Origin of the sequence: Agromyces intestinalis (assembly GCF_008365295.1) — a bacterium.
Taxonomy (GTDB): Bacteria; Actinomycetota; Actinomycetes; order Actinomycetales; family Microbacteriaceae; genus Agromyces; species Agromyces intestinalis.
This window is the reverse complement of record NZ_CP043505.1, coordinates 1782165-1799945: the sequence shown is the minus strand read 5'-3', so window position 1 is coordinate 1799945 and position 17781 is coordinate 1782165. Positions and strand designations below refer to the sequence as shown.

15 protein-coding genes are annotated in these 17781 nt (G+C 73.0%); 10 read left to right on the top strand and 5 right to left on the bottom strand.

The window, feature by feature from the left end:
• The first annotated feature begins 11 nt into the window (after positions 1-11).
• The gene (locus tag FLP10_RS08265; protein ID WP_149160438.1) at positions 12-665 is read left to right on the top strand and encodes a TetR/AcrR family transcriptional regulator; all 654 of its coding nucleotides are present in this window, start codon (positions 12-14) and stop codon (positions 663-665) included.
• 51 nt (positions 666-716) lie between these two features.
• A complete protein-coding gene (locus FLP10_RS08260) occupies positions 717-1700 on the top strand; it encodes an acetylxylan esterase (protein ID WP_149160437.1) in 984 nt (327 codons plus the stop codon).
• 31 nt (positions 1701-1731) lie between these two features.
• Here the strand turns inward: FLP10_RS08260 and FLP10_RS08255 are convergent, their stop codons facing one another.
• Positions 1732-2082: a winged helix-turn-helix transcriptional regulator gene (locus FLP10_RS08255; protein ID WP_149160436.1), complete on the bottom strand. Its 351-nt coding sequence runs from the start codon at positions 2080-2082 to the stop codon at positions 1732-1734.
• 95 nt (positions 2083-2177) lie between these two features.
• On the opposite strand from FLP10_RS08255, the gene FLP10_RS08250 reads away from it, so the two are divergent.
• Complete coding sequence (locus tag FLP10_RS08250) at positions 2178-4478, top strand: LLM class flavin-dependent oxidoreductase (RefSeq protein WP_149160435.1); 2301 nt, start codon at positions 2178-2180, stop codon at positions 4476-4478.
• 148 nt (positions 4479-4626) lie between these two features.
• Here the strand turns inward: FLP10_RS08250 and FLP10_RS08245 are convergent, their stop codons facing one another.
• Complete coding sequence (locus FLP10_RS08245; RefSeq protein WP_149160434.1) at positions 4627-5655, bottom strand: SDR family oxidoreductase; 1029 nt, start codon at positions 5653-5655, stop codon at positions 4627-4629.
• Positions 5656-5683: 28 nt separating this feature from the next.
• The gene (locus FLP10_RS08240) at positions 5684-5878 is read right to left on the bottom strand and encodes a hypothetical protein (protein WP_149160433.1); all 195 of its coding nucleotides are present in this window, start codon (positions 5876-5878) and stop codon (positions 5684-5686) included.
• Between the two features lie 195 nt (positions 5879-6073).
• Here FLP10_RS08240 and FLP10_RS08235 point away from each other — a divergent pair, with 195 nt between their 5' ends.
• On the top strand, positions 6074-10081 hold the full coding sequence (locus tag FLP10_RS08235; RefSeq protein WP_149160432.1) for an SCO7613 C-terminal domain-containing membrane protein: 4008 nt from the start codon (positions 6074-6076) through the stop codon (positions 10079-10081).
• Positions 10082-10542: 461 nt separating this feature from the next.
• A complete protein-coding gene (locus FLP10_RS08230; protein WP_149160431.1) occupies positions 10543-11358 on the top strand; it encodes a DNA/RNA non-specific endonuclease in 816 nt (271 codons plus the stop codon).
• 160 nt (positions 11359-11518) lie between these two features.
• On the opposite strand, the gene FLP10_RS08225 is transcribed toward FLP10_RS08230, so the two are convergent.
• Positions 11519-12478 (bottom strand): cation diffusion facilitator family transporter, encoded by a 960-nt coding sequence (locus FLP10_RS08225; RefSeq protein WP_149160430.1) that lies wholly within the window; start codon positions 12476-12478, stop codon positions 11519-11521.
• Positions 12479-12577: 99 nt separating this feature from the next.
• Here FLP10_RS08225 and FLP10_RS08220 point away from each other — a divergent pair, with 99 nt between their 5' ends.
• Entirely contained in the window at positions 12578-13495 is a 918-nt protein-coding gene (locus FLP10_RS08220; protein WP_149160429.1) for an NAD(P)-dependent oxidoreductase, read from the top strand.
• 210 nt (positions 13496-13705) lie between these two features.
• On the opposite strand, the gene FLP10_RS08215 is transcribed toward FLP10_RS08220, so the two are convergent.
• Positions 13706-14194: a MarR family winged helix-turn-helix transcriptional regulator gene (locus FLP10_RS08215; RefSeq protein ID WP_149160428.1), complete on the bottom strand. Its 489-nt coding sequence runs from the start codon at positions 14192-14194 to the stop codon at positions 13706-13708.
• A gap of 44 nt (positions 14195-14238) precedes the next feature.
• Between FLP10_RS08215 and FLP10_RS08210 the strand changes: the two genes are divergently transcribed.
• The 4 genes from FLP10_RS08210 to FLP10_RS08195 all read left to right on the top strand — a co-directional run bounded on the left by FLP10_RS08210 (position 14239) and on the right by FLP10_RS08195 (position 17722).
• A complete protein-coding gene (locus tag FLP10_RS08210) occupies positions 14239-14487 on the top strand; it encodes a hypothetical protein (RefSeq protein ID WP_149160427.1) in 249 nt (82 codons plus the stop codon).
• Between the two features lie 184 nt (positions 14488-14671).
• The gene (locus FLP10_RS08205) at positions 14672-15322 is read left to right on the top strand and encodes a hypothetical protein (protein WP_149160426.1); all 651 of its coding nucleotides are present in this window, start codon (positions 14672-14674) and stop codon (positions 15320-15322) included.
• Positions 15323-15596: 274 nt separating this feature from the next.
• Entirely contained in the window at positions 15597-16508 is a 912-nt protein-coding gene (locus FLP10_RS08200) for a TIM barrel protein (RefSeq protein ID WP_149160425.1), read from the top strand.
• A complete protein-coding gene (locus FLP10_RS08195; RefSeq protein ID WP_168209138.1) occupies positions 16505-17722 on the top strand; it encodes a Gfo/Idh/MocA family protein in 1218 nt (405 codons plus the stop codon). Before FLP10_RS08200 ends, FLP10_RS08195 begins: the two co-directional genes overlap by 4 nt.
• The last annotated feature ends 59 nt before the right edge of the window (positions 17723-17781 follow it).

The window sequence follows — 17781 nt, the reverse complement described above, 5'->3', positions numbered from 1 at the left end:
GATTCGACGGCATGGACGACGCCGCGAAACCCGAGCCGACGCCCGGCTCGTCCACTCCGGCGCGCGGCTCGTACCGCAAGGGCGTCGCGCGTCGACAGGAGATCCTCGACCGGGCGATCGAGGTGTTCGCCGAGCGCGGAGCGCGGGGCACCTCGCTGCGCGCGATCGGCGAGGCGATCGGGGTATCGCACGCGGCGCTGCGGCACTACTTCGACTCGCGCGAGGAACTGCTCGTCGCCGTCTACGTGGCCGCAGCCGAGCGCGAGGCCGTCGAAGACCCCGACGACGACGAGACCTCGGTGGTCGGCGTCATGACCCACGCCGCCCGACGCAACCAGCGCGTGCCCGGCCTCGTGCAGCTCTACACGACGCTCGTCGCGAACGGTCTCGAGGCCGGGCATCCCGAGGCTCGCCGGTTCGCCGCCGACCGGTTCGCGAACATCCGGGTCGACCTCATCGAGCGCATCCGTCGCGACCAGGCCGCCGGCCGCGTGCGCGCCGACCTCGAGCCCGTCGCCGTGGCCTCGCTCGTGATCGCCGCCTCCGACGGCCTGCAGACCCAGTGGCTGCTCGACCCCGCCATCGACCCGACACCGTCGCTCGAACTCCTCGAACGGCTGCTCGCGCCGCCCGCGCCGCCCGGGCGCGGGCCCGAGGCATCCTGACCCCGCCCCTTCGACGCCGCCCGACCTGTTCCCCACCCCCGAGAGGACCGCATGCCCCGCTTCGATCTGCCCCTCGACGAGCTGCGTGCGTACCGCCCCGACATCGCCGAGCCCGTCGACTTCGACGCGTTCTGGAGTGCGACGCTCGCCGAATCGCGCGCCGTCGCGCGGCCCCCGCGTCTCGAGCGCGTCGCCTCGCCGCTCAGGCTCGTCGACGTCTTCGACGTCGAGTTCAGCGGCTTCGCGGGCGACCCGGTGCGCGGGTGGTTGGTCGCTCCGGCGGGCGCGACGGATGCCTCGGTGCCGCTGCCGGCCGTGGTCGAGTTCGTCGGCTACGGCGGCGGGCGAGGGCTGCCGCACGAGCGGCTGGGATGGGCGGTGGCCGGCTACGTCCACTTCGTGATGGACACCCGCGGGCAGGGCAGCGGCTGGGGCACGGGCGGCGCCACCCCCGATCCGCACGGCACCGCGCCGTCGGCGCCGGGCTTCATGACCCGGGGCGTTCACGATCCGGCCGAGTACTACTACCGACGCGTGTTCACCGACGCGGTGCTCGCCGTCGACGCGGTGCGCTCGCTCGACCCGGTCGACGCCGACCGGGTGGCGGTGACGGGCGCAAGCCAGGGCGGCGGCATCGCGATCGCGGCCGCCGGTCTGAGCGAGGGCTTGGTCGCGGCGATGCCCGACGTGCCGTTCCTCTGCAACTTCGAGCGGGCGGTCGGGCTCACCGACCGCGACCCCTACCAGGAGATCGTGCGATATCTCTCGGTGCATCGGGATGCCGCGGAGCAGGTGTTCCGCACCCTCTCGTACTTCGACGGCGTGAACTTCGCCAAGCGCGCGAGTGCGCCCGCCCTGTTCTCGGACGCCCTCATGGACGCCACCTGCCCGCCCTCGACGGTGTACGCGGCGCGCAACGCGTGGGCCGGCGGTGACGCCGACATCGTCGACTACGCCTTCAACGATCACGAGGGCGGCCAGGGCGTGCACTGGCAGCGCCAGGCCGCCTGGCTCGCCGCGCATCTCGCGGGCTAGCCCGCCCGCTGGTCGAGGAGCGGCGGTGGCGCTACCGCCCGCGCGCCAAGGTCCACTCGGTGAGCGGCTGCAGCAGCTCCATGAGCCGCAGGCCGTCGGCGCTCGGCGTGTAGCTGATCGTCACGGGTGTGGTCGGGCGCACGTGCCGTTCGATGAGCCCGCCCGACTCGAGTTCGCGCAGGCGCGCGGCGAGCACGCGATCCGAGATGCCGTGGACGGTCTCGCGGTACTCCGAGAACCGCCGGGCGCCGCGCACTCCAGCCAGCAGGATGGCCGCGTTCCACTTGCGGCCGGCGAACTCGACCGCGTGCGTGAAGCTGCGGCACATCTCATCGTCGATGTGGCCGAGCTCGCGCAACTGCGCCGAACGGGAATACGCCATCACGACACCTCGCTAACTTTCGGTTAGCAGCTTACCAGCTGAATGCGGCAGTCGAGGCATCCGCCGCATCATGGAAGCGCACAGAACGGAGCACCATGCACTACGGCCGCCCTCTGCAGTTCGGCACCTTCATCACGCCCTCGAACGACCCGCCCGAGACGCCCGTGCGCCTCGCGCAGTTCGCCGAGCAGGTCGGGTTCGACCTCGTCACCTTCCAGGACCACCCGTACCAGCCGCGCTTCCACGACACGTGGACGCTGCTGACCTGGGTCGCCGCGCAGACCGAGCGCATCCACCTCGCGGGCAACGTGCTGAACCTGCCGCTGCAGCGTCAGCCCGCGGTGCTCGCGCGCGCGTCGGCGAGCCTCGATCTGCTCAGCGGCGGGCGGTTCGAGCTCGCCCTCGGCTCGGGCGGGTTCCAGGACGCGATCGGCGCGATCGGCGGCCCGAAGCGCACGCCCGGCCAGGGCATCGAGGCGCTCGCCGAGGCGATCGAGATCATCCGCGGCACGTGGGACGCGTCCGATCGCTCGTACTTCGGCGTCGAGGGCGAGTACTACTCGGTCGCCGGCGCGAAGCGCGGGCCGGCTCCGGCGCACGATATCCCGATCTGGATCGGGGGCCTGAAGCCCCGGATGCTCCGCCTCATCGGCCGGCTCGGCGACGGGTGGCTGCCGTCGCTCGCGTACCTGCAGCCGGGGGAGTACGCCGAGAGCGCGGCCCGCATCGACGAGGCAGCGGTGAAGGCGGGCCGCAACCCCGCCGAGATCCGCCGGCTGCTGAACATCGGCGGCCGGTTCTCGCCGGCCGGCGGCGGGTTCCTCGACGGACCGGCCGAGCAGTGGGTCGAGCAGCTGCTGCCCTACGTCATCGACGACGGCGCCGACACCTTCATCCTCGCGAGCGATGACCCCGGCACCATGCAGCGCTTCATCGAGGAGGTCGCGCCCGGGCTGCGCGAGGCCGTCGCGCGCGAGCTCGGCTCGACTCCGGATGCCTCCGGCACGGCCGGCGACGTCGGCGGCGGCGGCGCACGCATCCGCTCGACCGCCCAGCTCGCGAAGCGCCGCGACGGCATCGACTACGACGCCGTGCCGGCCTCGCTCGCGGCATCCGCCATCGAACCCGGCGACGCGGCGTACGCGCGCGTGCGCTCGACCTACATGCGCGGCGGCGCTCCCGGGCTCGTGCTGCAGCCGTCGACCGCGGCCGAGGTGGCCGACGCGGTCGGGTTCGCGCGCGAGCACGCCGCCGTCGGCATCCCGCTCGGAGTCCGCAGCGCCGGGCACGGCATCAGCGGACGCTCGACGAACGACGGCGGCATCATCATCGACGTGTCGCGCATGCGCGAGATGACGGTGCTCGACGAAGCATCCCGGCTGGTGCGCATCGAACCCGGTGCGCGCTGGAAGGACGTCGCCGCGTTCCTCGAGCCGCACGGCTGGGCGTTGAGCTCGGGCGATTACGGCGGGGTGGGCGTCGGCGGGCTCGCGACCGCCGGCGGCATCGGCTGGCTCGTGCGCGAGCACGGGCTGACCATCGACCACCTGCGCGCGGTCGAGTTGGTGCTCGCCGACGGTTCGATCGTTCGCACGTCGACGACGGAGCATCCCGACCTGTTCTGGGCCGTGCGCGGCGGCGGCGCCGCGATCGGCGTGGCGACCGCGCTCGAGTTCGAGGTCGACGAGGTGGGCGAGGTCGGGTTCGCGCAGCTCGTGTTCGACGCCTCCGACACGGCCGCGTTCCTGCAGGCCTGGGGCGACTGGATCGTCGACTCCCCGCGGGATGTCACGAGCTTCCTGCTCATCGGCGGCTCGCGCCCGGGCCAGCCGCGCTACGCGCAGGTGATGGCGATGGTCGACTCGCCCGACCCCGACACCGTGATCGAGCGGCTGCAGCCGCTGGCGGCCGCAGCGCCCCTGGTGGGGCAGCAGGTGCAGCTCACGACCTACCGCGCGGTCATCTCGAACGCGAGCGACGAGACGCACTCGGCCGAGGGCGAGCCGCTCGCCCGCACCGCCGTGATCGGACGCATCACGCCCGAGTTCGCGCGCGACGCCGAGGCGTTCCTCGACTCGGGGGCGACGTACTTCTTCCAGCTGCGGGCGATGGGCGGAGCCGTGCACGACGTGCCCGCCGACGCAACCGCGTTCGCGCACCGCGACGCCGAGTTCTCGGTGGCGGCCATGGGCACGACGGCGAGCCGCACCGACGAGCGCTGGGCCGAGCTCATCGAACCGCATTCGTCGGGCGCGTACGTGAGCTTCGACACGCGGCGCGGGTCGGATGCCGCGGCGCGCGCGTACCCGGGGGCAACGCTCGAACGGCTTCGGGCCATCAAGGCCGAGGTCGACCCGGCGGGCTTGTTCCGCGACAACGCGGAGGTCGCGCTGTAGTGCGGAGGTCGCGCTGTAGTGCGGAGGTCTCGCTGTAGTGCGGAGGCATCCGGCGTTGGGCGGCTCGGCCGCGCAGGGAAAACAGGATGAGCTGCGTCATCCTGCTTCCACGGCGGGGATGACCCGCCTCATCCTGTTTTCGACGGGGCTATGCGCGGCGGGCGAACTCGACGAGGCGGTCGAAGGCGGCATCAGCGGCCGGGTCGACGATCTGCTCGGACGGGTGCTGCTCGTACCACTCGACGATCTCGCGCGCACCCTCGTCGAAGGTGACGGTGGTCTCGAAGGCCGGCACCAGCGCCCGCACCTTCGCGGTGTCGAACACCACCGAGTGCGCCTTGTCGCCGACGAGCCCCGGCCCCCACTCGGGCCTGACCGCGGAGATCGTCTCGGATGCCACGTGCACGAGGTCGGCCTCGACGCCGAGCGCGTCGGCGAGCCATCCGTAGATCTGGTTCCACGTCGGCGTGTGGTCGCCCGTGATGGTGAACGCCTCGCCGATCGCGGCCGGGTTGCCCAGTAGCCCTTCGAACGCGACCGCGAAGTCGCGCGCGTGCGTGAGCGTCCAGAGGCTGGTGCCGTCGCCGTGCACGACGACCGGCTTGCCGGCGCGCAGGCGCGCGAGGTCGGTCCACCCGCCGGTCGTGGGGATGAGCGTGCGGTCGTAGGTGTGCGACGGCCGCACGATCGTCGCCGGGAATCCGCGCTCGCGGTAGGCGCCGACCAGCACGTCCTCGCAGGCGATCTTGTCGCGCGAGTACTGCCAGAACGGGTTGCGCAGCGGTGTCGACTCGGTGATCGGCAGGCGGGCCGGCGGCTTCTGGTACGCCGATGCCGACGAGATGAACACGTACTGCCCGACCCGGCCGTCGAACCGGTCGAGGTCGGCCTGCACGTGGTCGGGCGTGAATGCGAAGAACTGGCACACGACGTCGAACTCGCGGCCCGAGGCATCCGAACCCGAGCCCGACCCCGACCGACGCAGCGCCGCGTCGACCGACGCCGCATCCCGCAGATCGGCGGTGAGCTCGCGCACACCCTCGGGCAGCGGACGCTTCGCCGACGAACCGCCGCGATTCAGGACCGTGACGTCGTACCCGGCCTGGACCGCCCGCGCGACGCACGCCGAACTGATGACCCCGGTGCCGCCGAGGAAGAGGATGCGCTTCGTGCTCATGCCTCCATGTTGGCGGATCCCGCGGCGCTCACTCCCCAAGATACGACCGGATCTCGTCGTCGGTCGCGCTCAGGCCGGCCTCGTCGAGTCGCTGGCGCAGCAGGGCGTCGGCGTCGTGGGCATGGCCCATCCGCACATCCTCCTGCACCTGGGCGAGGATCCCCCGAAGCTGCTCCTCGCGGGTGGCCTCGTCGGACCCCTCCTCGATCGGTGCGTCGCCCATGATCGTTCCCTCCGTGCGGTGTGTCGTACGAATCGATCGTCGGTCACGGGGCCGCGGGCGTCGAGGCGTTGACAGCGGGGCATCCGTGGGCGCAGCGCTGGTGCGGCCCCCATTCTGCGCGGCTCATTCTGTGCGGCGACAGCGATCACTCGCCAGGATGACGACGGGGCATCCGATCGCTCCTAGCCTTCGAGGATGGCGACCACCTGGAGTGACCTCGCAACCCGGTACCTGCTTTCGACCACCACCTGCCCCCGCTGCGACGCGGCCCTCACCGCGAAGGCCTGCTCACGATGCGGCGCCGACCTCGGGAGCGATGCGGGCGCGGCGGTCTGGCGTGCGTCGGTCGCTGCGGCCGACGCTCTGCGCGAGCGCGACCTCGCGATCGGCAGGCTGGCGACGATCGAGACGGCGGATGTCGCGGAGCGCACCGACCGGGTCGAACCGGCCGCGGCGGGGTCGGTCGCCGTCGCGGCGCCCGATGTCGCGCCGCGCCTTGCGCCTGCTGTCGCGCCTGCTGTCGCGCCTGCTGTCGCGCACATGGTTGCGCGCCCGGTCGGGGACACGCCGGTGAGCATCTCGTCGGTGCTCGCCGTCGCGGGCGCCGCACTCGTGGCCACCGCGGCGATCGTGTTCGCGTTTCTCACGCCCGACCTCGGGTTCGCGGTGCGCACCACCGTGATCGCCTCCGTCACCGTGCTGTTCGGCCTCGGCGCGTGGTTGCTCGACCGGCGCGGAGCGCGGTTCTCGGCCGAGGCGCTCGGGGCACTCGCGGCAGTATTCCTCGTGCTCGACGTGCAGGCGCTCGTCGAGGCAGCGCCCGACGGTACGAGCGGCTGGTGGTTCGCGGCCGGGGGCACGGCGGTCGGCGCGGCCGCCCTGCTCGGTCTCGGCTGGGCGCTTCGGCTGCGGGTGTGGTGGTGGTCGGGGCTCGTCGGGTTCGCCGTCGTGCCCGCCATGCTGGGGTTCGCCGCGGCCGACGTGCTCGACCGTGCGGCGGGCTGGTCGACCGGGCCGGTGTGGGCGTGGGCGATCGGGTTCGCGGGCACCGCCGCAGCGGCGGTCGCGGCGCGGCGCACGCTGCGGCGAGCCGTGCGGCGATTCGAGAGCCCGCTGCGCGGAGCGCGCATCACGCTCGACGTGATCCAGGCCATGGCCACGGTGCTCGTCGCCCCGCTCATCGCGATCGCGTCGACGAGCGATGCCCAGGCGGCCGCACTCGGCGGTGCGGCGCTCGTCGCAGGCCTCGCCGTGCTCGCCGGAGTGTCTGGAGCGCGCGGGGCGATCCGGTTCTGGAGTTGGTCGGCGGCCGCCCTCCTCTCGGTCGCGGCGGTGCTCGCGGTGCTCGCGTTGCCGGTGGAGCCGGTGTGGTTCCTCGCGATCGTGCCTGCGGCGGCCGCGGTCGTGGTCGCACTGAGCGGGTGGGTGTTCGGCACGGCGGCGGCGGTGGCGTCGTCGGATTCAGGTGCGACCGCACCGACCGGATGGCTCGCCGCCGGCGGCGCGCTTCGGGTGCGGTCGGTGCAGTGGGGAGCGCTGACCGTTGCGCTGATGAGCATCGCGCCTGCGCTGCAAGGACTGGTGACGACGCTGGGCTCTGCCCTGGCCGCGCTCATCACCGGAACCGGCCCGGCGCCGACCCGCAGCGCGCTCGCGACCCGATCCGCATCCGACGGCGTGCTCGGCCTGCCCGCCGACGCCGGCCTCGCGATGCTGCTCGGCGTCACGGCCGTCTCGCTCGGAGTCGCGGCGCTCGGGCTCGCGGTGCAGCGCGCCGGCGAGGCATCCGCCGCCTTCGCCCGCGGTGCGCTCGCGACCGCCGGATGGCTCGCGGTCGCCGCAGCGACGCTGCTGATCGGATGGACCGGGTTCGTGCCGTGGGGTCAGGCGGTCGTCGGCCTCGCCGTGGCGCTCGCCTCGACCGGCACGGTCGTCTGGCTGCGGCGCGGCGCTGCCGAGTCCGCGACGCTCGGCACGATGCGGGTGCCGCTCGCCGTGCTCGCGCACACCGCGCTCGTCGAGGCGGGCATGCTGAGCTGGGCCGACCCGGCGACGGTCGTGCCGGTCGGGGTCGCACTCGCCGCGACGGCGCTCGTCGTCGCGCAAGCGCTGCCGCGGGGCATCCGCCCGCTGCACCTCGCCGCCGCGTACGCATACGGCCTCGTGCTGCTCGCGACCGCCCTCGAACACGCCGGCCTCGGCACCCTGCCGGTGATCAGCCTCACCGCCACCGCGGCGTCGTTCGTCGCGCTCGTCGTCACGCTGCTGCCACGGGTCGGCGTCGGCGCCTGGACCGCGGTGCTCGCGGTCACCGCGGTGCCGTTCCTCATCGGCGTCGCCTCGGTGCTCGTCGAGCGCAGCGGATGGACCGCACTCTCGACCGGCCTCACGTTCCTGCTGGCCCTCGCCCTCGTGCTCACCCGGCGGCCAGGCCTGCACCGCGTGGCGCGCGGAGCGGCAGCGGGTCTGCTGGTGCCCGCGCTCGCGGTGGTCGTCGTCAGTCTCGGCGCCCAACTGCTCGAATCGAGCGGGTCGCCCGTGGTGCTGCCGGTGGTCGCGGCGATCGTCGCGGTCGCACTGTCGACGTCGGCGGCCGGCGAGCGATTCGTCGCGGCGCGCGGCCCCGCACAGACCGAGGCCGCCGACCTGCGCACCTGGTTCGACGTCGCAGCATGCGCGACCGGCGCGATCGCCGTGCTGCTCGCGTACGTGCGCGAAGCGGCCGGACTCGGCACCGCCGTCGCCGTGCTCGTCATCCTCGGGTTCGGCGCCGCGTCGGCACAGGTGTTCGCGGGCCGACGCGCCGGCTGGTGGGTCGCCGCCGCCTGCTGGACCGGCGCGCTCTGGACGGTCTGGGCCATGCTCGGGGTCGACGCGGTCGAGCCGTTCACGCTGCCCCCCGCCGTTGGTGCGGCGACCGTCGCGGCGGTGCTCGTGGCGCGCACCGGGCGCGGCCGGACACTGTTCGCGTGGGCGATCGCGGTCGCGCTGGTGCCGTCGGTCGTGGCGCTCGCGTTCGGAGCGTCGAACGTCGTGCCGGGCGGTGCGGGCGGCTCGGATTTCGCCGGCGGCGGGCCGGCGGTCGCGTGGCGCACGTGGGCGCTGCTCGGGGTCTCGTCCGCGCTCGTCGCGATCGGCGCGCGCCTCACGCCGAGCCGGCGGTTCGGTCTGCTGCGCATCCCGTTGCTCGTCGGCGGCGGCGCGGCCGCGTCGGCCGGTGCGCTGCAGGCGGTGCGCTGGGGGCTCGGCATCGACGCGCCACCCGGATGGTTCGCCGCGGCGTCGGCCGAGGCATCCATCATGGCGCCCGTACTGGTGCTCTCGGTCGCGGCCGCCGCCCTCGCCACGCTCGCCGCGCGGGCACTGCGCGCCGGCGTGCCGGCGGAGCATCCCCTCGCCCTCACCCGCTGGCTGTACGCACCCGCCCTGCTGATGCTCGCCGTGGGGCCGATCACCGCGATCCGTCGCGAGTGGTTCGCGATCTGGACCCTCTGGGCGCTGATGGTCGTGCTGCTCGTGCTCGCTGCGGCGGCCGTCGCGCACGCCCGTACCGTGCGACCGGTGCTGCCGCCGTTCTGGTTCACGTACGCGCTCGCGTGGGTGGTCGGCGTCGCCGGATGGAGCGCGCGCGACCTGCGCGTCGAGGCGTTCTCGCTGCCGCTCGGGTTGGCGGTGGTCGCCGCGGGCGTGATCGGGCTGCGGGCAGCGGGCGGGGCATCCGATCGGCCGGGGTTGCCTGCTGGGCCGGGGTTGTCTGTCGGGCCGGGGGTGTCTGTCGGGCCGGGGTTGTCTGCCGGGCCGGGGTCGTCTGGCGTACGTGCCTCGCTGAACTCGTGGCCGCTCGGGTTCAGCGGATCCTGGCCGCTGCTCGCGCCCGGCATCGTGCTCACACTGCTGCCGTCGGTGCTCGCCACCGGCACCGACCCGCAGCTGTACCGACCGATCATGGTGATCGCGCTCGCGCTGGTCGCGATCCTCGTGGGGTCGTCGCGTCGGCTCGCGGCGCCGTTCGTGCTCGGGCTCGCGGTGCTGCCGCTCGAGAACATCGTGGTGTTCGGCGCACAGCTCGACCGCACCGTCGGCGCGATGCCCTGGTGGATCACGCTGGCGAGCGCTGGCGCCGTGCTGCTCGCGATCGCCGCCGGCGCCGAGCGTCGCACGAGCCGCGGCGGGGTCGCGGCACGGTTGCGCGAGCTGCGCTGAGGGCGGTGCGGTGGGTGGCGCCGGGCCGACGCTGCGACTCGACTCGGTTCGACTCGACCGGCTTGGCTCGGCTCGGCTCGGCTTGGCGCCGCCCGGCTCGCCCGGCTCGCCCGGCTCGCCCGGCTTGGCCGGAGAAAACAGGATGAGCTGCGTGATCCGCTCTCCAGGGCATGGATGGCTCGTCTCATCCTGTTTTCTCGGTGACGCCCTGTCGCGGCCGCCCGGCTCGCCCGGTTTTCTCGTCCGGCTCGCCCGGCTTGGCCGGAGAAAACAGGATGAGCTGCGTGATCCGCTCTCCAGGGCATGGATGGCTCGTCTCATCCTGTTTTCTCGGGCGCGCGAGGGCCGCGCATGGGGCGAGGGCGGCGGTGCAGGGGCGAGGGCGCGGGGCAGGTCGGCTGATCTCCTGAGACCCGGATGGGGAGTGCCGAGATGTCGGGGGCGCATGGTCGAATCGGGGCATGGGATTCGACGCGCGGTTCCTCGGGGTGCAGGCGGCGATGCCGCACATCGAGACGGATGCATCGGGGTCGCCCTCGACCGTCGAGCTCGACTATCTGCACTTCACGGTCGTGCTCGATCCGGTGCGGCGGCTCGCGCGCGTGACGGGCGTCAACGTCGACGGCGCGGCGCTCGTCGACCTCGCGCGCGGTGACGACTGGCGGCTCGACGGCCGCATCCCCGCCGACTGGCAGGCCGGGCCCGAGATCTACGCGCGCAACGACCTCGACCGGGGCCATCTCGTGCGTCGTCGCGACCCGGTCTGGGGTCCGCCGCAGGTCGCGGCGCGGGCGAACGCCGACACGTTCCACTACCCGAACGCGGCACCGCAGGCGTCGGGCTTCAACCAGTCGGCCGAACTGTGGCTCGGGCTCGAAGACCACGTGCTCGCCTTCGCCGACGTCAACAACCTGCGGCTCTCGGTGTTCACGGCGCCGTTCCTCGACCCCGACGACCCGCCGTACCGCGGCATCCGGGTGCCGTTGCGGTTCTGGAAGGTGGTCGCGTGGGTGCGCGACGAGACACTCGCGACCGCCGGGTTCGTGGTCGACCAGACCCCGCTCGTCGACGTCGAGCGCGGTGCCAGGGCCGAGGCATCCGGAGCATCCGACGCACCCGACCTCGGGCCGTTCCGCACGTTCCAGGTGCCGGTCGCCGACATCGCGGCACTCGCAGGGCTCGTGATGCCCGCGCTCATCGAAGCCGACCGGATGCCTCGCACCGTCGCTGCGGCCGGGTGGAAGCGCGTGCGCGAGCCCGGAGACCTGCTGCTGTAGCTGCGCCCTCGTTTCCCTTCCCTTCCCTTCCCTTCCCCTCCCTCCGTTCTTTTTTCAGGTGTTTCTGCGCGCCGATCGACGAAACCCGCCCGAATCTCCTGAGAAGCGTCGCGATCGCGGGGGGTGCTCCTGAAAAGAGCGCGGGGCTTCGGGTGCTCGTCTACGGCTCGGGCACGAGTGCCGGGTCATCGGGCGCCGACAGCGTGAGCACCACCGCGCCGACCCGATCGTGCGCGAGGATACCCACCTCGAGGTCATGCAGCACGGCGGCGACATCATGCTCGGCGTGGTCGCCGGCGAGGTCGATCGCCGCGATCACGAGCACCGACGACGGACCGATGAACTCGATGTGCAGCTTCGTCACTCGGTCGATCCGCGGATCGGCGAGCACCTCGCGCAGCACCGCATCGCGAGCGCGCGGGTCGATCATCACGCCGACGAGGAAGTCGCGGTTGCGCCCGATGAGCAGGATCGCGACGACGCCGAGCAGCACGCCGACGAGGATGGAGCCGATCGCGTCGAACACGGCCGACCCCGTGAGCTGGTGCAGCAGGATGCCGCTGAACGCGAGGGCGAGGCCGATGAGGGCGGCGGCGTCTTCGAAGAACACGGCACGCAGGGTCGGGTTCGAGCTATCCACGATGTGCCGCAGGGTGTCGGTGTGGCGCTCGCGCGCGTCGCGGCGCGCCTGCCGCACCGAGCGCAGGAACGAGATGCCCTCGAGCAATGCCGAGATCCCGAGCACGGCGTACGCGATGCCGAAGTCGCCGGCCGGTTCGGGGTCGGCGAGTTCCGAGAAGCCGTGCCAGACCGACACGACCGCGCCGACGGTGAACAGCCCGAACGCAGCGAACATCGACCAGACGTACGCCTCCTTGCCGTAGCCGAACGGGTGCATGGTGTCGGCGCGCCGCTTCGACCGCCGCTCGGCGACGTAGAGGAACACTTCGTTGCCGGTGTCGGCCCACGAATGCGCGGTCTCGGCGACCATGGACGCCGACCCGGTGAGCACCGCGGCGATGGTCTTGGCGATCGCGATGAGTGCGTTCGCCCCGAACGCGACGAGCACCGTGATCAGGCTTTCGCTCGGAGCATCCGCCTTGGTCGTTTCGATCGTCATGCCGCCCCCCGCCCCGAGTCTGGCACCGTTCGCCGCACGGGGCGTGTCGCCGCACTCGGGTGCGGCGTAGCGTGGAGCCACCGGCGCGAGGAGGCGACGATGGCGACCATCGGATGGATCGGATTGGGGCACATGGGCGGGCCGATGTCGGCCCACCTCGTCGAGGCGGGACACGAGGTGCGCGGGTTCGACCTCGACCCCGTCGCCAACGATCTCGCCGAGGCGAACGGCGTCGTCGTCGTCGACAGCATCGACGACGCGGTCGCCGATGCCGATGCCGTGTTCACCTCGCTGCCGCGCAACGAGCACGTGCGGGAGGTTTACGCCGGCGCGGGCGGCATCTGGGCGTCGGCTCCGGTGACCGCGCTGCTGCTGGACACCTCGACCGTCGACGTCGAGACCTCGCGGTGGTGCCACGACGAGTCGGCCGCGCGCGGCTTCGCGTTCGTGGACGCGCCGATCTCGGGCGGCGTGGGCGGAGCGGCATCCGCCTCGCTGACCTTCATGCTCGGCGGCGACCCCGCCGCGGTCGCCGCCGCCCGCCCGCTCGTCGAACCCATGGCGGGGCACGTGTTCGACCTCGGCGGGCCGACGCTGGGGATCGCGGCGAAGCTCGCGAACAACCTGATGCTGTTCGTGTCGCTGCTCGGCGTCGCCGAGGGTGCGGCGCTCGCCGCCTCGCTCGGGCTCGACGCGCGCCGGTTCTTCGACGTGGCATCGGTGTCGTCGGGGGAGTCGTGGCCGTTGCGCACCTGGTACCCCGCGCCCGGCGTCGTCGACTCGAGCCCCGCGAACCGCAACTACGCCGCGACGTTCTCGACGGCGCTCGCCGAGAAGGACCTCTCGTTCGCGCTGGCGGCGGGCGAGGCATCCGGGCTCGATCTGCCCGCCGCGGCGACCGCGCTCGGCCAGTTCCGCGAGCTCATCGCCGAGGGGTACGGCGGGCTCGACTGCAGCCTGGTGGCGAAGCATCCGTCTCCGGATGGGAGCGTTGCGGGGTTCGACCCGGGGGCATGAGGGGCGCCGCCGGGTCGAGGCGCGCGCTGCGCCGCTTGCGCGTCGTCTGCGCCACCCTGGCGTCGCCTACTCTCTGCTGCGCCGCTTCGCCGAGGCCCGCTCCACTCCCGCTGGCGCAGAGAGCGACAAGGTGGCGCAGAGAGCGACAAGGTGGCGCAGAGCGGTGGGGTTGCCGCACGGGGAGACGCGGGGCCGCGAGAGCGCGGGCGCTCAGCCCGCCCGCTGCACCGCCGCGATCACGTCGGTGAGCCGGTCGCGCAGCGCGCCGAGTTCGTCGAGACTCATGCCGAGCCGGTCGACGACTTGCGGCGGGATCCGCAGCGCCTGCTCGCGCAGGGCGCGACCCGAGTCGGTGAGCGCCACGTCGAGTGCGCGCTCGTCGCGCGGGCTGCGGGTGCGCGTGACGTACCCCTGCGTCTCGAGGCGCTTCAGCAGTGGCGAGAGGGTGGCCGGTTCGAGCTGCAGCGCCTCGCCGAGGTCGCGCACGGTGCGGGGGCTGCGCTGCCAGAGCGCGAGCATCACGAGGTATTGCGGGTGGGTGAGGCCGAGCGGCTCGAGGATCGGGCGGTAGAGGCCGATCACTCCGCGGGATGCGACGGCGAGCGCGAAGCACACCTGGTTCTCGAGGGCGAGCAGGTCGACAGGATCGGATGCTTCGGGCGCGGATGCCTCGGGCTGCGCGGATGCCTCGGATGCCATGCCTTCAGTATCGCGTGTGAACTAATCGTTAGTACACTAATCAAATGCCACGACGGTCTCACCATGCATCCGGTCCCGCCCCGCGCCGCGGCTACGCCGGCTTCATCGACCGGTTGAACGCCAGGCTCCTGCCGTGGATCGGGCCGCCGCCGCTCGGCCCGTACGACGAGGCATCCGAACCGCCCGCGCCGCCCACCTGCCCGATCTGCGGCCAAGCGATGGCCGACCACGTCATCGATCGGTCGGCGCCGCGTACCCAGCTGCACTGCCCGGGCGGCGCATCCGCCGCGTGAGCGCGTGCGACGCTCTCGTGCGTTGCTCGGTCACTGCCCCAGTTCGGCGGGGTCTGCGCCAGCCCGGATGGCGCGGAGGGGGCCGAAGTGGCGCGGCGGAGGCGGGCGCACGACGAGTGCCCGCGACCTCGCGAGCGGGCGGGTCGGGCCGTAGGCTCGGAGCGGGTGGAATTCGGAGGTGCGCATGCCCTGGTGGTTCGCGCGCAGGCGCGGTAAGCGATTCAAGCCGTTCGATCGCAACGCGCTGCCCGAGGTCGTGCCCTCGCCGATCGAGGACATGATCGAGGAGGGTGTGCTGCTCGCCGAAGCATCGGGTCGCATGGCCCTCACGAACCGGTTCATCGTGCAGGCGCTGCGCGGCGACGAACCCTGGAACGACGACCGCGCGGTCGCGGCGGCACGCGAGGTGCTGCGCGAGCTCGTGCACGAGGCCGACGAGACCGCCGAGCATTCCGCGGCCGAACGCGATGCCGCCGCGAGCCGCGACGGAGTGGGCAAGCACCAGCACGACTACCACCGCGGCGACACCATGAACCTGCGCCGCCGCGAGAAGGTGTACGCGGCGGTCGCCAAGGCGCTCTGGACGAAGCGCGAGGATCCCGAGTATCTGCGCGACCTCGCCGTCCGGGCGCGCGACGCGGCGTGGGAGCAGATCGGCGAAGTCATCGAGCAGCGACTCGATCGCGAGTGGCCCGATATCCCGATCGATGCCGAGTACGAACTCGCCCGCCCGCAGCGGATGCGCGAGCTCGCCGACGACCTCGACCTCGCGGTGCGGCGCGCCGAGGAGCGGCGCGAAGAGCTCGAGAACCCGTTCGCCAACTACTGGGGCTGATCGCCGCGGTCGTCCGCGGACGGGTCCGACGCGGGTACTCCGGCGATCCGACGCGATTACTCCGGCGATCGGACGCGATTCGGCTGCCATCGGTCGGATGCCGCGCCGAATCGCGTCCAAACGATGAACAGGCGGCGTCGAGGCGGCGTCGAGGCGGCGGCGGGGCGGCGGCGCCGGGCTCGAAGTTCGCATGTGCGGTTGTAAATATGTCAGAACCTAGTAACGTGACACGCGGGCTCGCAGGGTAGCGGGCCGACCCGTCGAGAGGACCTCCGTGATCCGACTTGCGAATGCGCCCGTCAGCTATGGCGTCTTCGGTCTGTCCCGGCCCGACCTCGTGCCGCTGCCCGATGGCGAGCAGCTCGCCGCATGGGTCGCCGAGGCCGGCTACGAGGGCATCGATCTCGGGCCGATCGGCCTGCTGGGCGACGCCGACTCGATCGCGGCGAACCTCGGGGCGCACCGGCTCGGGCTGGCCGGGGGATGGGTCGACTTGCCGTTCGGTGCCGGTGACGATGCCGCGTTCGAGGCATCCCTCGAGGGGCTCGACGCGGCGCTCGCGATCTTCCGCGCCGCGGCCGAAGCCGATCCCGAGCGCGCGCCGAAGCCCACGATCGCCGACTCGGGTTCGGCCGAGCGCAACGCGCGGCCGGGCGGCGGCGCGGATCTCGAGCTGTCGGATGCCGCGTGGCGGCGTTTCGCCGATCGCGTCGGCGTCGTGGCGGCGCGCGTGCGCGCCGCGGGCCTGGAGCCCACGTTCCACCACCACGCGTGCACCTACGTCGAGACCCCGCACGAGATCGAGCGCTTCCTCGCCGATACCGACGTCGACCTGACCTTCGACACCGGGCACCTGCTCATCGGCGGCGGCGACCCGGTGGCCGACTTCGGCCGGTGGCGGTCGCGCATCAACCACGTGCACCTGAAGGACGCCGACCGGTCGGTGCTCGCACGTGCGGCCGGCTCCGCCGACCCGCTGCACGAGGTGTGGGAGCAGCGCATGTTCGTGCGCCTCGGCGACGGCGATCTCGCGGTCGACCGGATCGTCGACGAGATCGTCGCGTCGGGGTTCGACGGATGGCTCGTGGTCGAGCAGGACGTCATCCTGCAGGATGCGGCCGACGTCGACCGCGCCCGCCAGGACCAGATCGACAACCGCGAGCGCCTGCGTCGGTGGTTCGCATGAGCGGAACGTCGCAGACCGGGGCACCGCGGGTCGCGATCGCCGTCATCGGGCTCGGCGGCATCAGCCAGAGCGTGCACCTGCCGCTCATCCGCCGCAATCGCGACCTGGTCGAGCTCACGGCGGTGGTCGACCTCTCGGCGGCGCGCGCGGCCGAGTTCGCCCGCGAAGCGGGCGTGGGGGTGCAGGGGTTCTCGTCGCTCGACGCGCTCCTCGCGGCCCGGGACGCCGGCGACGTGCGGGTCGACGGCGCGGTGCTGGCGACCTCGGGCTCGCACGCGGGCGATGTGGGCCGGCTGCTCGATGCGGGCATCCGCGTGCTCGCCGAGAAGCCGCTCGCCTTCTCGCTCGGCGAGATCGAGGAGCTCGAGGCATCCGCCGCCCGTCGCGGAGCCGACCTCGCCGCCGAGCTGCGCGTCGGCTACATGAAGGAGTACGACCCGGCGACCCGCGCGGCCGCCGACCTGCTCGCCGGCGTCGAGCTGCGCGCGGTCACCGTGGAGGTGCTGCACCCGGCCGACGGCGCGCAGCTCGCGTTCGCGCGCCTGGCGCCGCCGCCGACGGACATCCCCGGCGACGTGGCATCCGAGCTCGCCGACCGCACCGCCGCCATCGTCGAGCGCGCGATCGGCGCGGCACCCGACCCCCTGCCCAGGCTGTACACGAACGTCGTGCTGGGTTCGGTCATCCACGACATCGCGCTGCTGCGCCGCCTCGTCGGCGGCATCGGCACGGTCGAGCGCGCGCAGCAGTGGGGCGGATTCCCCGGCTCGCTGTCGCTCGGCGGCCGCCTCGCCGCGTACGCCGAGGTGCCGTGGTCGATCGACTGGCACTTCATCCCCGACTATCCCGAGTACCGCGAGACCGTCACCTTCCACCACGCGACCGGCACGGTGTCGCTGCGCTTCGCCGTGCCGTACGTGCTCAACGCGCCCACCGTGCTGACCGTCGCCGAGCGGGTCGAACCGCTCGGCAGCCGCCGGTCCGAGACCGAGTGGATGCAGGAGGAGGCGTTCGAGCACGAGCTGCGGTCGTTCGCGGCGCTCGTCGCGGGGCATCCGGGGGTTCCGGGCAGTGCGTCGTCAGCGGCCGAGGCCGCCGACGATCTGCGGGTCGGCCAGCGGATGCTCCGCCGCCTCGCCGACTCGATGGGCGCGCCGATCGCGGCGGAGAGCGAAGCCGCGACCGACCGCGAGAGCCCGCCGACCCACCCCTGACACCACGATCGCACCACACCACCAGCACCACGTCGGCCCTATCCGGGCCGGTCGCATCG

What these genes read in the sequence shown, in the direction of transcription:
- FLP10_RS08235 (WP_149160432.1), top strand. Translation starts at nt 6,074, where the DNA reads ATGGCGACCACCTGGAGTGACCTCGCAACCCGGTACCTGCTTTCGACC.
- FLP10_RS08215 (WP_149160428.1), bottom strand. Translation starts at nt 14,194, where the DNA reads ATGGCATCCGAGGCATCCGCGCAGCCCGAGGCATCCGCGCCCGAAGCA.
- FLP10_RS08195 (WP_168209138.1), top strand. Translation starts at nt 16,505, where the DNA reads ATGAGCGGAACGTCGCAGACCGGGGCACCGCGGGTCGCGATCGCCGTC.
- FLP10_RS08260 (WP_149160437.1), top strand. Translation starts at nt 717, where the DNA reads ATGCCCCGCTTCGATCTGCCCCTCGACGAGCTGCGTGCGTACCGCCCC.
- FLP10_RS08255 (WP_149160436.1), bottom strand. Translation starts at nt 2,082, where the DNA reads ATGGCGTATTCCCGTTCGGCGCAGTTGCGCGAGCTCGGCCACATCGAC.
- FLP10_RS08220 (WP_149160429.1), top strand. Translation starts at nt 12,578, where the DNA reads ATGGCGACCATCGGATGGATCGGATTGGGGCACATGGGCGGGCCGATG.
- FLP10_RS08240 (WP_149160433.1), bottom strand. Translation starts at nt 5,878, where the DNA reads ATGGGCGACGCACCGATCGAGGAGGGGTCCGACGAGGCCACCCGCGAG.
- FLP10_RS08210 (WP_149160427.1), top strand. Translation starts at nt 14,239, where the DNA reads ATGCCACGACGGTCTCACCATGCATCCGGTCCCGCCCCGCGCCGCGGC.
- FLP10_RS08265 (WP_149160438.1), top strand. Translation starts at nt 12, where the DNA reads ATGGACGACGCCGCGAAACCCGAGCCGACGCCCGGCTCGTCCACTCCG.
- FLP10_RS08205 (WP_149160426.1), top strand. Translation starts at nt 14,672, where the DNA reads ATGCCCTGGTGGTTCGCGCGCAGGCGCGGTAAGCGATTCAAGCCGTTC.
- FLP10_RS08230 (WP_149160431.1), top strand. Translation starts at nt 10,543, where the DNA reads ATGGGATTCGACGCGCGGTTCCTCGGGGTGCAGGCGGCGATGCCGCAC.
- FLP10_RS08250 (WP_149160435.1), top strand. Translation starts at nt 2,178, where the DNA reads ATGCACTACGGCCGCCCTCTGCAGTTCGGCACCTTCATCACGCCCTCG.
- FLP10_RS08245 (WP_149160434.1), bottom strand. Translation starts at nt 5,655, where the DNA reads ATGAGCACGAAGCGCATCCTCTTCCTCGGCGGCACCGGGGTCATCAGT.
- FLP10_RS08225 (WP_149160430.1), bottom strand. Translation starts at nt 12,478, where the DNA reads ATGACGATCGAAACGACCAAGGCGGATGCTCCGAGCGAAAGCCTGATC.